This is a genomic window from Cellulomonas dongxiuzhuiae (assembly GCF_018623035.1).
Lineage (GTDB): Bacteria > Actinomycetota > Actinomycetes > Actinomycetales > Cellulomonadaceae > Cellulomonas > Cellulomonas dongxiuzhuiae.
This window is the reverse complement of sequence record NZ_CP076023.1, coordinates 2,061,512-2,075,363: the sequence shown is the minus strand read 5'-3', so window position 1 is coordinate 2,075,363 and position 13,852 is coordinate 2,061,512. Positions and strand designations below refer to the sequence as shown.

The 13,852-nt window shown below is 74.2% G+C and carries 17 protein-coding genes; 12 read left to right on the top strand and 5 right to left on the bottom strand.

What is annotated here, in order from left to right; genetic code table 11:
* Positions 1-88 precede the first annotated feature (88 nt).
* Positions 89-496 (bottom strand): CoA-binding protein, encoded by a 408-nt coding sequence (locus KKR89_RS09355; protein ID WP_208195105.1) that lies wholly within the window; start codon positions 494-496, stop codon positions 89-91.
* A gap of 140 nt (positions 497-636) precedes the next feature.
* Here KKR89_RS09355 and KKR89_RS09350 point away from each other — a divergent pair, with 140 nt between their 5' ends.
* The 8 genes from KKR89_RS09350 to KKR89_RS09315 all read left to right on the top strand — a co-directional run bounded on the left by KKR89_RS09350 (position 637) and on the right by KKR89_RS09315 (position 6,452).
* A complete protein-coding gene (locus KKR89_RS09350) occupies positions 637-1,239 on the top strand; it encodes a CDP-alcohol phosphatidyltransferase family protein (protein WP_208195104.1) in 603 nt (200 codons plus the stop codon).
* 47 nt (positions 1,240-1,286) lie between these two features.
* Positions 1,287-2,207, top strand: a complete 921-nt coding sequence (locus KKR89_RS09345; protein ID WP_208195103.1) for a DUF881 domain-containing protein — start codon at positions 1,287-1,289, stop codon at positions 2,205-2,207.
* Complete coding sequence (locus tag KKR89_RS09340; RefSeq protein WP_191779508.1) at positions 2,204-2,536, top strand: small basic family protein; 333 nt, start codon at positions 2,204-2,206, stop codon at positions 2,534-2,536. Before KKR89_RS09345 ends, KKR89_RS09340 begins: the two co-directional genes overlap by 4 nt.
* Positions 2,533-3,711 (top strand): DUF881 domain-containing protein, encoded by a 1,179-nt coding sequence (locus KKR89_RS09335; RefSeq protein WP_208195102.1) that lies wholly within the window; start codon positions 2,533-2,535, stop codon positions 3,709-3,711. The genes KKR89_RS09340 and KKR89_RS09335 overlap by 4 nt, the downstream gene beginning before the upstream one ends.
* A 181-nt stretch (positions 3,712-3,892) precedes the next feature.
* A complete protein-coding gene (locus KKR89_RS09330; RefSeq protein WP_208195101.1) occupies positions 3,893-4,363 on the top strand; it encodes an FHA domain-containing protein in 471 nt (156 codons plus the stop codon).
* Between the two features lie 7 nt (positions 4,364-4,370).
* Positions 4,371-5,111 carry a transcriptional regulator FtsR gene (gene ftsR / locus KKR89_RS09325; protein ID WP_251140834.1) on the top strand — a complete coding sequence of 247 codons (741 nt, stop codon included), beginning with the start codon at positions 4,371-4,373 and terminating at the stop codon, positions 5,109-5,111.
* 93 nt (positions 5,112-5,204) lie between these two features.
* A complete protein-coding gene (locus KKR89_RS09320; protein ID WP_208195711.1) occupies positions 5,205-5,711 on the top strand; it encodes a bifunctional nuclease family protein in 507 nt (168 codons plus the stop codon).
* A gap of 156 nt (positions 5,712-5,867) precedes the next feature.
* Positions 5,868-6,452: a MerR family transcriptional regulator gene (locus KKR89_RS09315; RefSeq protein WP_208195100.1), complete on the top strand. Its 585-nt coding sequence runs from the start codon at positions 5,868-5,870 to the stop codon at positions 6,450-6,452.
* Positions 6,453-6,533: 81 nt separating this feature from the next.
* On the opposite strand, the gene KKR89_RS09310 is transcribed toward KKR89_RS09315, so the two are convergent.
* Positions 6,534-7,298, bottom strand: coding sequence for a ParA family protein (locus KKR89_RS09310; RefSeq protein ID WP_208195099.1), 765 nt, complete (start codon positions 7,296-7,298; stop codon positions 6,534-6,536).
* A gap of 213 nt (positions 7,299-7,511) precedes the next feature.
* Here KKR89_RS09310 and KKR89_RS09305 point away from each other — a divergent pair, with 213 nt between their 5' ends.
* Positions 7,512-7,655 (top strand): hypothetical protein, encoded by a 144-nt coding sequence (locus KKR89_RS09305; protein WP_208195098.1) that lies wholly within the window; start codon positions 7,512-7,514, stop codon positions 7,653-7,655.
* A 46-nt stretch (positions 7,656-7,701) separates the two neighbouring features.
* Entirely contained in the window at positions 7,702-8,208 is a 507-nt protein-coding gene (locus KKR89_RS09300; protein WP_251140833.1) for a GNAT family N-acetyltransferase, read from the top strand.
* Between the two features lie 51 nt (positions 8,209-8,259).
* On the opposite strand, the gene KKR89_RS09295 is transcribed toward KKR89_RS09300, so the two are convergent.
* Entirely contained in the window at positions 8,260-9,351 is a 1,092-nt protein-coding gene (locus tag KKR89_RS09295) for a fatty acid desaturase family protein (protein ID WP_208286084.1), read from the bottom strand.
* A 558-nt stretch (positions 9,352-9,909) separates the two neighbouring features.
* Here KKR89_RS09295 and KKR89_RS09290 point away from each other — a divergent pair.
* On the top strand, positions 9,910-10,362 hold the full coding sequence (locus tag KKR89_RS09290) for a hypothetical protein (protein ID WP_208195097.1): 453 nt from the start codon (positions 9,910-9,912) through the stop codon (positions 10,360-10,362).
* A gap of 17 nt (positions 10,363-10,379) precedes the next feature.
* On the opposite strand, the gene KKR89_RS09285 is transcribed toward KKR89_RS09290, so the two are convergent.
* Positions 10,380-11,327, bottom strand: coding sequence for an aldo/keto reductase (locus tag KKR89_RS09285; protein WP_208195709.1), 948 nt, complete (start codon positions 11,325-11,327; stop codon positions 10,380-10,382).
* 284 nt (positions 11,328-11,611) lie between these two features.
* Between KKR89_RS09285 and KKR89_RS09280 the strand changes: the two genes are divergently transcribed.
* Positions 11,612-11,956: an RNA polymerase-binding protein RbpA gene (locus KKR89_RS09280; RefSeq protein WP_208195096.1), complete on the top strand. Its 345-nt coding sequence runs from the start codon at positions 11,612-11,614 to the stop codon at positions 11,954-11,956.
* Positions 11,957-12,050: 94 nt separating this feature from the next.
* On the opposite strand, the gene lnt is transcribed toward KKR89_RS09280, so the two are convergent.
* A complete protein-coding gene (gene lnt / locus KKR89_RS09275) occupies positions 12,051-13,619 on the bottom strand; it encodes an apolipoprotein N-acyltransferase (protein WP_208195095.1) in 1,569 nt (522 codons plus the stop codon).
* Between the last annotated feature and the right edge of the window lie 233 nt (positions 13,620-13,852).

Below are 13,852 nucleotides of genomic sequence, written 5' to 3'. Positions count from 1 at the left end.
GATGTCCTGGACACAGTACCTGCTGCGGGGCCCGGGTGGGCGGCGGGCCGGGGTGACCTCCCGCACACGGCGGCGCGGGGCCCGCCGGTCATCCGAGGCCGCGGGCGCGTCCTTCGATCGCCGGGCACGTGTCCTGCACGACCACGAGGCCCGCTGCCCGCGCGCGCGCCACGGCCTCGTCGGCGTGCACGCCCAGCTGCAGCCACACGGCCCGCGCCCCGACGCCCACCGCCTCGTCGACCACCGCGGCGGCCCGCGTGCTGTTGACGAAGACGTCGACCACGTCCGGCGGCTCGGGGAGGTCCGACAGCCGCGCGTAGCCACGGGCGCCGTGGACGGTGGGGGCGGTCGGGTGCACCGGCACGATCGTGTGCCCCAGCCCCTTGAGGTAGGCGGACACGCCGTGCGCCGCCCGGGCACGGTTGGTGGACAGCCCCACGACGGCCCATGTGGCGGGCGTGCGCAGCAGCTGGTCGATGACGTCGGCGTCCTCCACGGCACGAGCCTGCCACCCGCCGCCGGGCGCCGCCGCCGGATGCACGTCCGGGTGACAGGCCGTCGCGGGGTCCGCGTCGTGGACCGGGCGGCCGGACGCTGCCGCATAGGATCGCGACCAGGACGACGACGGGGGAGGGCGTGAGCCAGGACGTACCGGTCAGCACGCGCGTGCTCACCGTGCCCAACGCGATCAGCTTCGCGCGCCTTCTCATGGTGCCGGTGTTCGCGTGGCTGGTGGCGCAGGGCCACGACGCATGGGCCCTCGCGGTGCTGCTGCTCTCGGGCGCCAGCGACTGGCTCGACGGTGTCCTGGCACGCCGGATGCAGCAGGTCACGCGTCTCGGGCAGATGCTCGACCCCGCGGCGGACCGTCTGTTCATCCTCGTGACGCTGGTCGGCCTCGCGTGGCGAGACGTCGTGCCGCTGTGGCTCCTGGTGGTGCTGGTCGTCCGCGACGTCGTGCTCGGCGTGATGCTCGTCGTGCTGGCGCGATCGGGGTACCCGCCGCTGCGCGTGCACCTGGCGGGCAAGGCCGGCACCTTCGCGATCATGTACGCGTTCCCGCTCCTGCTGCTCTCGGAGTGGCCCACCCCGGTGGGGCTCGTCGCCGGGGTCCTGGGCTGGGCGTGCGCGCTGTGGGGCGTCGGCCTGTACTGGTTCGCGGGTGCGCTCTACCTCGCCCAGGGGGCGTCGATCATGCGGCGTGACGCGCGGGCCGCACGCACCGCGCGGGTGACGTGAACCCCCGGCACGCGGTCCCCGCCCCGCAGCGGGCGGCGGACGAGTCGATGACGCTGATCAACGAGGTGTACCGGCGTCCGCTCGACCCGGGCTACCAGGACGTCGCGGCGCGGCGCGCCGCGGGGACGGCGCCGGCGCGGACGATCCGGGGCGGGGCCGCGCTGCTGGTGCTGGCGGTGCTGCTGGGCGCGTTCGCCACGACGGCCGCGGTCGCGCTGCGCCGCCCGGCGCCCGCGGTGCTGGAGGCGCGGGCCCTGCTGGAGGCGGAGATCCGCGAGGGCACCTCCCGTGCGGACGACCTGAGGCGCGCGAACGCCGCGATGTCCGCGGAGATCGCCCAGCTGCAGGGGGACGCCGCCTCGACGGACGACCCCGAGCTGTTCGCCCAGCTGCAGCGTGACGCGGTGGCGGCGGGTGTCGTGGCCGTCACCGGCCCCGGCCTGCGCATCGAGCTGACGGACGGCGACCCCGGGACCGGGACGGCACCGGACGACGGCAGCGAGCTCGTCCAGGACCACGACCTGCAGGTGCTCGTCAACGGCCTGTGGGCAGCGGGTGCCGAGGCCGTGACCGTCAACGACGAGCGCCTGACCACCACCACCGCGATCCGCAGCGCCGGCGCAGCGGTCCTCGTCGACAGCACCGCGCTGAGCGGCCCGTACCGCGTGGAGGCGATCGGGGACGCCGCGACGATGCAGACGCGGCTGGCGCGGCTGCCCGCGGGGCAGCACCTGGCGTCGTTGTCGCAGTACGGCATCGACGTCCGCGTGACCGCGCAGCCCGAGCTCCTGCTCGAGGGGCGCGGCCAGATCGTGCTGCGCTCCGCCGACGTCCTCGGTGCCGGTCCCGGGGCCGGCGCCTGGGAGCCGTCCGCCTCCACCACGACGACATCCGTGACCCAGGGCCTTGGGGAGCGGTCGGCCCATGTGGCAGTGTCAGGGCGACGCGGCGGAGAGGAGACCCGGTGATCGCTGTGATCGGGCTCGTGCTCGGCGTGCTCGCGGGGCTGCTCATCGAGCCGACGGTCCCCGCCAACCTGCAGCCCTACCTGCCCATCGCCGTCGTCGCCGCGCTCGACGCGCTGTTCGGGGGACTGCGCGCGTACCTCGACGGCATCTTCGACGAGCGGGTGTTCCTCACCTCGTTCCTGTCGAACGTCGTGGTCGCGGCGCTCATCGTCTTCCTCGGCGACCAGCTGGGCGTCGGGTCGCAGATGACGACGGCCGTGATCGTCGTGCTCGGCATCCGCATCTTCTCCAACGCCGCGTCGATCCGCCGGCACCTGTTCAAGGCATGACGAACGAGGACGACACGCGCCCCGACCCGCTCGGACCGGCCGGCCAGGACGGTCCGCCCCACGACGGGCCCCAGATCGACCCGCGCGACCCGCTGGGTCTCGGCGACCTGCCCCTGGACGCCCCCGAGGGGGACGAGCCCTCAAGCGACGACGCCTCCCCGACGCACGCCGACGACCAGGACGCGCTGGAGCCTGCGAGCTCACCCGCCGGGGCGCACGACGTCACGACGTCGGCTCACGAGCCGGACCTCGACGAGGCGAGCGCCGACGAGGCGAGCGCCGACGAGATGCCCGCCGACGAGCAGGGCGACCGTGAGCAGGTCGACGACCCGCAGAGCCCCGACGAGCCTGCACCGTCGCCCGTCGCGGCCCCGGACGTGCCGGCCCCGGACGGCGACGCCGTCCACGCGCCTCGCGTCGCGCCCGCAGCCGGGTCGCCGCCCGTACGGCCTCCGCGGTCGGGCTGGGCGAGGCTCGGGCACGCGATGCGGCCCCGGACCACGCAGGGCCAGCTCATCACCGCCGGGCTGTGCGCGCTGCTGGGCTTCGCGCTCGTCGTGCAGGTCCGCCAGGCGACGGACACCCAGCTGGGCGCGCTGCGCCAGAACGACCTGGTGCGGCTGCTCGACGAGACGAGCACGCGCACCGACGAGCTCGAGCGCGAGTCGCTCGACCTGCAGCGCGAGCGTGACGAGCTGCTGTCGGGCTCGGACCGGCAGCAGGCCGCGCTGGACGCCGCGCGCCGCACCGCGGCCATGCAGGGGATCCTCACGGGGAGGTTGCCGGCGACGGGTCCCGGCGTGCGCATCACCCTGACGGAGCCGGACGCCGAGATCCGGCCCGCGACCATGCTCCACGTGCTTGAGGAGCTGCGGAACGCGGGCGCGGAGGCGATGGAGCTCAACGGCCAGCGCATCATCGCCAGCAGCGCGTTCACGGGCACCCGCGGTGCGGTCGAGCTCGACGGTGCGACTCTCGAGTCGCCGTACCGGTGGACGGTGATCGGCGACCCCGACACGATCGCGCCGGCGCTCGAGATCCCCGGCGGGGCGATGGCTCAGGTGCGCAAGGACGGCGGTCGGGGCACGGTCGAGAAGTCGGACCGTGTCGAGGTGACGGCCGTCCGGGTGCTGCCGGAGCCCGTCCACGCCTCACCGGTGGCCGACGGGTCCTGACCCCGCGCGGCGGTCGGTGCCCAGGCTGCCGGCGGTCGTCCCGCGGCGGGTTGTCACCCGACCAGCGCTGCCCGCGTGCTGCGCGTGCGCGCCGACACCGCATAGGGTGAGTCCCGCAAGGCTGGGTCGACGGCGAGCGCGCTCGCACGGTGTGCCCGCGACCGACACGGGAGGTGTGCGCATGAGCGACGATCGACGGGCGCCGGACGGCGTCATGCCCGCCTACCGGGGCGACGGTCCGGACACGACCGTCAGCTTCGGCTCGCTGGAACCGGCCGACCCCGAGGCGCCCCCGGTCGGGCTGACGGCGGACGAAGCCGCTGCGGTGCACGCGCTGCCCCCCACGTCCGCCCTCCTGCTCATGCAGCGAGGTCCGAGCGCGGGAGCGCGGTTCCTGCTCGACGCCGAGCGGACGACCGCGGGCCGCAGCACCAGCGCCGACATCTTCCTGGACGACGTGACGGTCTCGCGCAAGCACGCCGAGTTCGTGCGTGACGGTCAGCAGTTCGTCGTGCGCGACATCGGCTCGCTCAACGGCACCTACGTGAACCGGGCGCGCATCGACGCCGCCACGCTGCGCCCCGGGGACGAGGTGCAGATCGGCAAGTACCGGATGACGTTCCACCCCAGCCCTCACCGTGACGCCTCCTGAGCGCGCGGTGAGCGCGGCGCCGGAGCAGGCTCCGGCCGCGGGCGCGTCGGAGCCCTGGCCCCGGGGGATCTCGCGCCGCCCCTCGATGCGGATCTCGGACGTCCTGGCGGCCCTGCGCATCGAGTTCCCCGCGGTGACCACGTCCAAGCTGCGCTTCCTCGAGGAGCAGGGACTCGTCGACCCGGTCCGCACACCTGCCGGGTACCGGCAGTACTCGCCGGCGGACGTCGAGCGGCTGCGCTTCGTCCTGGCGCAGCAGCGCGACCGCTACATGCCGCTCCGGGTCATCGGTGAGCGCCTCGCGGCGCTGGACGCCGGTGAGGAGGAGGAGTCGCCCGTACGTGCGCGCCTCGCGACGCGCGACGGGGTCGCTCCGGCGGCCGACCGGCTCACCGCCGAGCGCCTGGCACAGGAGGCCGGCGTCGCGGTCGAGCTCATCACCGAGCTCGTCACGCAGGGCGTGCTGCGGCCCGGCCCCCGCGGCGTGTTCGACCCGTGGGCGCGTGAGGTCGTCGCGGTCGCGGCCTCGCTGGCCGACCACGGGATCGACCCGCGTCACCTGCGGACGTTCCGAGCGGCGGCCGATCGCCAGGCCGATCTCGTCGAGCAGGTCGTGGCCCCCTGGCGCGGTCAGCGCAGCGTCTCGTCGCGGGCGCGTGCCGGCACACTGGCCGCCGAGGTGGGGGAGCTGTGCGCCCGGATGCACACGGCGCTGGTGCGCTCTGCGGTGCACGACCTCGCCCCCTGACGCCGGAGCGGCACTCGAGACCGACGCGTGCCGTCCGGGGCAGACGTCACGGGCAGCACGACGTAGCGTGTCCACGTGGGCGTCGAACCCGAGATGGTGCCGGTGGAGGTCGTCGGCGTGCGTACGCACCTGGCCGACGACGAGATCGTCGTGCTGCTGCTCGACCCCGATGCCGCACTGCTCGTGCCGATCCTCATCGGCCCGGCCGAGGCGTCGGCGATCGCCGCGGCCCAGGCCGGGATCGTGCCGCCGCGCCCCATGACGCACGACCTGCTGCGCGACGCGCTGGTGGCGGCGGGCGCACCCGTGGACCACGTCGAGATCAACGGGCTCGAGGACGGCGTCTTCCACGCCGCCCTGGTGCTGGTGTCCGGTCGGCACGTCGACGCGCGCGCGTCGGACGCGATCGCGGTCGCCCTGCGCTTCGCGTGCCCGGTGCTGTGCTCGGCGGAGGTGGTCGCGCTGGCCGGGGTCGAGATGCGGCCGGCTGCGAGCGAGGAGGACATCTCGCAGTTCCGGGAGTTCCTCGACCACGTGTCGGCCGAGGACTTCGAGACGGGGCACGACCCCGGGACGGAGGGCGGGGCGCGGGACGTCTGAGCCGATCGGGTGAAGAAGCTCGACCTCCACCTGAAGGTGAGACGCTCGCGCGCGACACGCCGGGGCCCGCTCGTTGCGCCCCCGACCCCGCAGGCCTAGCGTGGCGGAAGAACCAGCACAGTGCGGCGCCTCGCGGCGACGCCGAGGGAGGGCCCCGTGATCCGCAACGAGAGTGCCGACGACTCCGGCACGATCCCGCAGCACGCGCAGGGCCTGCTGTTCGACGACGACCTGCCGGACCTGGACGTCACGACGGGCTACCGTGGCCCGACCGCGTGCCGTGCCGCGGGCATCACGTACCGCCAGCTCGACTACTGGGCCCGCACCGGGCTCGTGGAGCCGTCCGTGCGACCCGCGACGGGTTCCGGCACCCAGCGCCTCTACTCGTTCCGCGACATCCTCGTCCTCAAGGTCGTCAAGCGGCTGCTGGACACGGGCGTCTCGTTGCAGCAGATCCGCGCGGCGGTCGGCCACCTGCGGGAGCGGGGTGTCGAGGACCTCGCGCAGATCACGCTCATGTCCGACGGCGCCAGCGTGTACGAGTGCACGTCCCCGGACGAGGTCATCGACCTGGTGCAGGGCGGTCAGGGCGTGTTCGGGATCGCGGTGGGCCGGGTGTGGCGCGAGGTCGAGGGGACGCTGGCCTCGCTTCCCAACGAGCGCGCCGACGACGACGCACCGGTCGCCTCGACGGCGCCCGACGAGCTCGCGCTGCGCCGCCAGGCCCGCACCGCCGGCTGACTCACGTCCCGGCGGCCCTTCGGGGTCGGCCGTCGCGCGCCCGCAGTGGGCGACCCGGACGCGCGGGTGGGGCAGGGGACCTCAGCGTCGCGGTGCGCGCACCGCACGGTCGAGCAGCTGGTCGAAGACGTCGGCCAGCTCTGCGGCCGCGGCACCGGGCCACACGTGGACCGGCTGTGCGGCGCCCTGCGCCTGCTGCAGCGCTGCGCGCTCCGGGACGCTCGGGGTGAGGACCAGGGGCCCGTACAGCGTCTGCAGCTCCTGCAGCCGGTACGCCTGCTCGACGGAGCGCGCGCGGACCCGGTTGACCACGATGCCCAGCGGCTGCAGCGCCGGCGCGGGGCCGCGGCGCAGCTCGTCGATCGTGCGCATCGCCCGGCCGACCGCCATGACGGCGAACAGTCCGGGCTCCGTCACCACGACCGCGCGGTCGCACGCCGTCAGACCCGTGCGCGTGAGCCCACCCAGGGACGGCGGGCAGTCGACGAGGACGAGGTCGTACCCGTCGACCCAGGACAGCGCGTAGCGCAGCCGGTCGGCGTCCGCGTCGTCGATGCGGTCGTGCAGCACGGAGCGCTCGGACCCGACGAGCACGTCGAGCCCGTGGTCGGCCCACGTCGACGGGACCGTCGCTGCGGCGACGGACTGCGGGGACGGCGCATCCAGCACGGACGCCACGTCACCCTGCCCGGCCACCGTGCCGAGCGCCATCGTCGAGTCCCCCTGGGGGTCGAGATCGACGACGAGGGTCCGTAGACCACGCTCCAGAGCGGCCGAGGCGAGCCCCAGCGTCACGGAGGTCTTGCCCACGCCTCCCTTGAGGCTGCACACACCGAGGACCAGCACGCGGCAACCGTAGCGGGGTGAGGCGCTCGTCACGAAAACGGCGCGCCCCCGATGGCGTCCCGCCCCACGAACGGGTCAAGGCTGCCGGGACAGGGCCCTGATCTGCACCCCGACGAGCCGTGTCGCACTCACCCGACCTGCACCCGGCAGGTCGGGACCGGTCGCCGGTCGCCGGTCGTGCGGATAGCGTGGTCGCGCCGTGAGGAGGCCCAGATGACCGAGTCGTTCGACGACACGCAGGTGCCCGAGCTGGAGTACGACGAGACGATCCCGCCGCGCCCCGAGGAGGAGGTCGCCGACGCCGCGCGCGCCACCCCGGACCGCGCCGGGCACGGGGGAGACGCGGCCCTCGGCTGAGGCGCGCCACCGCCGCTGCGACGTACGGATGCGGCATGCTGAGCCGGTGCTGATCCGACGTGTCGACGAGGACGACTGGCAGACCGTTCGTGACGTGAGGCTCCGCGCGCTGCGCGAGTCGTCGGACGCCTTCGGGTCGTCGCTCGCGCGCGAGGAGCGCTTCGCCGAGTCGCACTGGCGGATGCGGCTGCGCACCAGCACCACGTGGGTCGCCCTGGACGGGGCGGGGGAGCCGCGCGGCCTGGTCTCGCTCGTGCAGGAGCCCGGCTCGCCGGACGACGACCGGCACGTCGTGTCCCTGTGGGTCGCACCCGAGGTGCGGCGTCAGGGGATCGGCTGGTCCCTGCTGGACGCGGTGGTGCGCGGGGGAGCCGACCAGGACGCGGCGACCGTGTCGCTGTGGGTCGTGGACGACAACGCGTCAGCGGTCGACCTCTACGTGCGAGCGGGGTTCACGCGCACCGGTGAGCGTCAGGTGCTGCCGCGGGACCCTGACCGCACCGAGGAGCGGTACGTGCGCCACACCGACCCCGGCGGCCTGGCCGGCGGCTGAGGCCGGGCGCGCGGTCGCGGCCGCGCCGTCGGCGCGGCCGCGACCCGCGCGTCATCGCGCGGAGCGGTACTGCTCCGTCAGGGGGCACTGGAACGGGTCGCGGGCCGCGAGGCCGACGGCGTTGAGGTGCCGGATGACGATGCCGTACGACTCCAGCAGCGAGGTCTCGGTGTAGGGGATGCCGCGCTCGGCGCAGAACGCCCGGACCGTCGGCTGCACGCGGCGCAGGTGAGGGCGCGGCATGCTCGGGAACAGGTGGTGCTCGATCTGGTAGTTCAGGCCGCCCATGAACAGGTCGGTCAGGCGGCCGCCCCGCACGTTGCGGCTCATGAGCACCTGCCGGCGCAGGAAGTCGATGCGGGCGTCGCGGGGGACCAGCGGCATGCCCTTGTGGTTCGGGGCGAAGACGGCGCCCATGTACAGGCCGAACAGACCGAGCTGCACACCGAGGAACGCGAACGCCATGCCGACAGGCAGCACCCAGAACACGAGTGCGAGGTAGCCGCCGATGCGGGCGGTGACGAAGGCGATCTCGACCGGGCGCCGCTTGACCGGCCCTCGCCCGAAGATGGTCTTGACGCCGGAGATGTGCAGGTTCAGGCCCTCGAGCAGCAGCAGCGGGAAGAACAGCCAGCCCTGACGCTGCGTGAACCACCCCACGAGCCCGGAGCGCGGCTCCTTGAGGTCCTCGGTGTGGAAGACCAGGGCGCCGGTGCCGATGTCGGGGTCGGCACCGACCTGGTTGGGCTTCGCGTGGTGGCGCGAGTGCTTGTGCTGCCACCAGCCGTAGCTCATGCCGGCGTAGAGGTTGGCGATCACGAGGCTGGCCCAGTCGTTCCAGCGCCCGGAGTCGAAGATCTGCCGGTGCGCGGCGTCGTGACCGAGGAACATCACCTGGCCCAGCACGAACGCGAGCAGGGCCGCGGTGACGAGCTGCCACCAGGACGGGCCGCCGACGACGAGCGCCGTGACGAGGCCCGCCAGCAGCAGCGTCAGGACGACGAACCGCGTCCAGTAGTACGCGTGCCGCCGTCGCAGGAGGCCCGCGGCCTCGACGGTGCGGCTCAGTGCGGTGAAGTCGCTGACCACACGCTCGCGCACGCGCGCGCCCTCGTGGACGGCGGTCGCCGGCAGGTGCTGCATGTCCACGGCGGCTACCTCGACGACGTCGTCGTCGCGAGGCGTCCGAGGCCTCGGGGGGCGGGGGAGCACTGGGCAGGCATGAAGCCCTCCTTCGGGTGCGGGTGGCGACTGACAGGCGCCGGACGGTCGTCATCGTCCGTGACCTCGCCCGATCGTACGGGTGGACCTGGCGAGGGGCCACAGTGGCGGGTCGGTGCCCGCGTGCCTGCGCGCGGGCGCCGACCGCGTGCGTCGGCGGGGTGCCTCACCCGGCGCGGCGTCGACCGTGCGCGTCGGGGTGGCGGCACGCGTCCCGCCACCCGGAAGGGGGGCGCGCGAGGCGTGTTCTGACATAATGTACATTATCGGCAAACCGCGGACGTGCGCCGGAAGGGGTCCGTCGGACCTCCAGCGCGGGTGCGTCCTGCACGACGCGCACCGGCACGTGCGCGCGTCCTGCACCTCGCTGACGCCGCGTCGCCGGCGATGAGCCGACCACAGGCTGGACGGCGGAACGCATCACCCACAGATCGCCCGCGGGACCGCCGCCGGCGGAGCGCTCGCCGCCACGCTCGGACCATGGACAGCGACGACTCCTCCGGATGGGCCGCCCCGGGGCCGGACGACGACCTGCCGGCGCTGCCGGTGCACCCGCTGCGTGACGTCGACGACATCCTCGACGTCATGCTGTCGCTCGTGGGCCCGGAGCGCGCGGGGCCACCGGCGCTGTGGCTCGTGCTGCTCGACGCCGCGGGCATGATGCTCCCGGCCGTGCTGCCGCTGGTCGGGATCCCGCTGCAGCCCGACACGGCGCAGGTGCGCCAGGTGGTCGTCGCGCTGGGCGACATCCTGGCGCACGACGCCCCGGGCGGCGCGATCGCCGTAGCGGTTGTGCGCGCCGCGGGCGGTGACCGTGGTGCGTTCGAACGGGCGTGGGAGCACGCGCTGCGGGTGGCGTGCGACGACCTGGGCGTGCGTGTCTGCGCGGTCGTCGCGATCGGCGAGCACCGGGCACGTGTGCTCGCGCGGTGAACGTGCTCGCAGCCCTGTCAGACGGGTCCCGGTGCGGCGTCGTCGATCGCGGCGAGCTGCTCGAGCGTCGGCTCCCACAGGGCGGACGCGACGTTGGCCCGCACCTGCTCGGGGGTGCGCGCGCCGGAGATGATCGACGCGACGGCGGGCTGCGCCGCCAGGCCGCCCAGGGCGACGGTGGGCAGGTCGACGCCCCACGTGTCGGCCAGCGCGGCGAGGGCGTCGATCCGGTCGAAGTCGGCGGCGGCGAGCCGGTGCGGCATGCGCGACAGCCGGCTGCCGTCGGGTGCCTGCGCACCGCGCCGGTACTTGCCGGTCAGCAGACCGGAGGCGAGCGGCACGTAGGGCAGGATGCCGACGCCCACGTGCTCGGCGGCAGGGACGAGGTCGGCCTCGATCCCCCGGTCCAGCAGGTTGTACCGGTTCTGCGCGGAGACGAACGGGGACGTGCCCGCCGTGCGGGCGGTCCAGTCGGCGTCGACGACCTGCCAGGCGGCGAGGTTGGACGACCCGAGGTAGCGGACCTTGCCCTCGACGACGAGCTCGTGCAGGGCCGCGAGCGTCTCCTCGACGGGGGTCGCGAGGTCAGGGCTGTGGAGCTGGTAGAGGTCGACGTGGTCCGTCCCGAGCCTGCGCAGCGACCCCTCGATCGCGCGTCGGACGTAGCGGCGGGACCCGCGGGCGCCCCAGTCGGCACCGTTGAGACCACCGACGTCCAGCCCGAACTTGGTCGCGATGACGACGTCGTCGCGCCGGCCCTTGAGCGCGGCCCCCAGGAGCTCCTCGCTCTGCCCGGGCACTCCCCCGTACACGTCGGCGGTGTCGAAGAGCGTGACGCCCGCGTCGAGCGCCGCCCCGACGACGTCACCCACCTGCTCGGGCGCGAGCGTGGCACCGAACGTGTTGCACCCCAGGCCGGCCGTCGAGACGGTCAGGCCGCTGTCGCCGAGACGGCGGAAGGTCATGGTCATGCGCACCACCCTAGGCACGGGTGATGACCCTGACGCGCGGCGCCACCCGACCGGACCACCGTGCGGACCAAATCCGGGTGGATCGGCCGCGACTCCCCCGTCCTGGCGCGCGACGGGCCTGCGTTGCTGTCAAAGTGTGTGTTCACCAGACCTTCACGGCAGGCCGGAACATCGGGGTGCCCGGCCACGTTGGACTGTCAGGTAGTAACGATTCGACTCACGATCCGGCGGGACTCGCACGCTCGAGCCACCGGGACGACACGGCACGGAGGTCCACCATGGCCAACAGGTCCCTGCGCGGCATGCGCATCGGGTCCCACAGCATGGAGACCGAGGACGGCGTCGACTTCGCCCCTCGTCTTCAGGCTCACTACGACTGCCCCAACGGGCACACGATCATCCTGCCGTTCTCCGTCGAGGCGGACGTCCCCCTGGTGTGGGAGTGCCGGTGCGGCGCCGAGGCGCTGCTGCGGGACGCGGCGCAGCCGGAGGCCAAGGCGGGCAAGCCGCCGCGCACGCACTGGGACATGCTCCTGGAGCGGCGGACGGTCAACGAGCTGCAGGAGCTGCTGGACGAGCGTCTGGGCCTGCTGCGCGCGGGCAAGCTGCGCCGCAGCGCCTGACCCTGCCGCACGTTCCTGGTGCTGCGACGACGCCCTGGTGGTCCGCCACCGGGGCGTCGTGCTGCCCGGTGCCGGACGGGTCCGGCCGGTCGGCTCAGGCCGGACCGTCGGGACGCTCGTCGCGGGGCCGCCGCGCCGCCCCCACCATGCCCGCCAGGACGATCCACACCGCGAGCACGTCGACCGTGAGCGCCGGCCACTCCCCCGCGCGCGTCGCCGGGGTCAGGGACTCCCGCAGCGGCAGCGTCGCGACCATCTGGTCCGCCGTGAACAGCTCCGTGCGCTGCAGGACGGCCCCGTTCGGCGCGATCATCGCGCTGACACCGACGGTCGAGATCTGGACGGTTGCCCGGCCGTGCTCGATGGCACGCAGCCGTGACATCGCGAGCTGCTGGGTGGACTCGTCCGACCAGCCGAAGGACGCGTTGTTCGTCTGCACGACCAACAGCTCGCCGCCCTCGGCGACCGCCTCGCGCACGATCGCGTCGTAGGCCACCTCGAAGCAGATGACGTCGCCGAGGACGACGGTGCGGCCCAGCCGTGGCGAGTCCACCGGCACGATCCCCGGCTCCGTCCCGGGCAGCATGTCGCGCGTGACGAGGTCGACCGCGTCGGAGAAGTGCCGGACGAGCGAGCGCATCGGGATGTACTCGGCGAACGGCGCGGGGCGCTGCTTGGAGTACGTCGCCACCGGTCCGACACCCGGCTGCCACAGCACCGCCGTGTTGTAGCGCCCGCCGGTGTCCGGGTACTGCACGGTGCCCACGAGCATCGGTGCGGCGACCTCCTGCGCGACGCCGTCGATGAGGCGGGCGGCCTCCTCGTCGACCTGCGGGTCGATGTCCGTGCCGTTCTCGGGCCACAGGACGACGTCCAGCTCGCCCGGCCCGACCCGGTCCAGCAGCGCGCGCGTCCCGGCCACGTGGTTGTCGAGGACCTGGCGTCGCTCGCCGAACGCGTCGAGCTGCCCCGGCTCGGGCACGTTGCCCTGCACGGCGCCGACGCGCAGCGTGCCGTTCTGGGCGACGGTGTCGAGCGGGATCAGCAGCGACGCCACGACGAGCGCACCGGCCGCGGCAAGCGCACCCACGGTGCGTCCCAGGCGCAGCTGCCGGGCTGCAAGCGCGGCCCGCGCGAGCAGCACCCCGAGCGCTGCGACGACCGCGCTGAGCAGCGGTGTGCCGCCCAGCCACATGAACGCCCCGAGCGGCGAGTCGGCCTGGGAGAACGCGAGCCTGCCCCACGGGAACCCCCCGAAGGGCCACGCCGAGCGCAGCTCCTCCGCCGCCACCCACAGCAGCACGAACGCGAGGAGCTGCCACCACCCGCTGCGCCACACGGCGTGCCCGCGGCGTGCCCACGCCCAGGCCGCGCCGAACAGGGCGACGTAGGACGCCTCGAGGACCGTCAGCGCGAGCCAGGGCACGGGTCCGACGGCGTCGTCGGCCCAGGTGATCATGGGTCCGAAGCACGTCAGGCCCCACACGAGCCCCACAAGGGCGTTCCAGCGGGCGGAGTCGCGGCGCAGCGCGAGGTACAGCAGCGCGATGCCGACGGGGGCCAGGGGCGACCACCCCGGATCGGGGAAAGCGAGCCGGGTGATCCAGCCCCCCGCGGCGGCGAGGACGAGCGTCAGCCAGCGGGCGGACGGTGGGAGGGGCACCGCAGCAGGGTACGTCAGCAGGGTGGACCTACCGCTCCCGCCGCTGCCGGGTCGCCGCCGGACCGCACGGCCGGCCCGACCGACCGGCCCGCGCGCCCTTCGTACCGGCGAGGACGAGGCCTGCCGTTTTCTGTTGAGCGCGCGGACCCGGTCGGAGCTCGGACCGTGCGACACCGGTCAGCGGTACGTGTGGGTCCCCCTCCGGTGCCCGCAACGACGGGCCACTGCGAAAC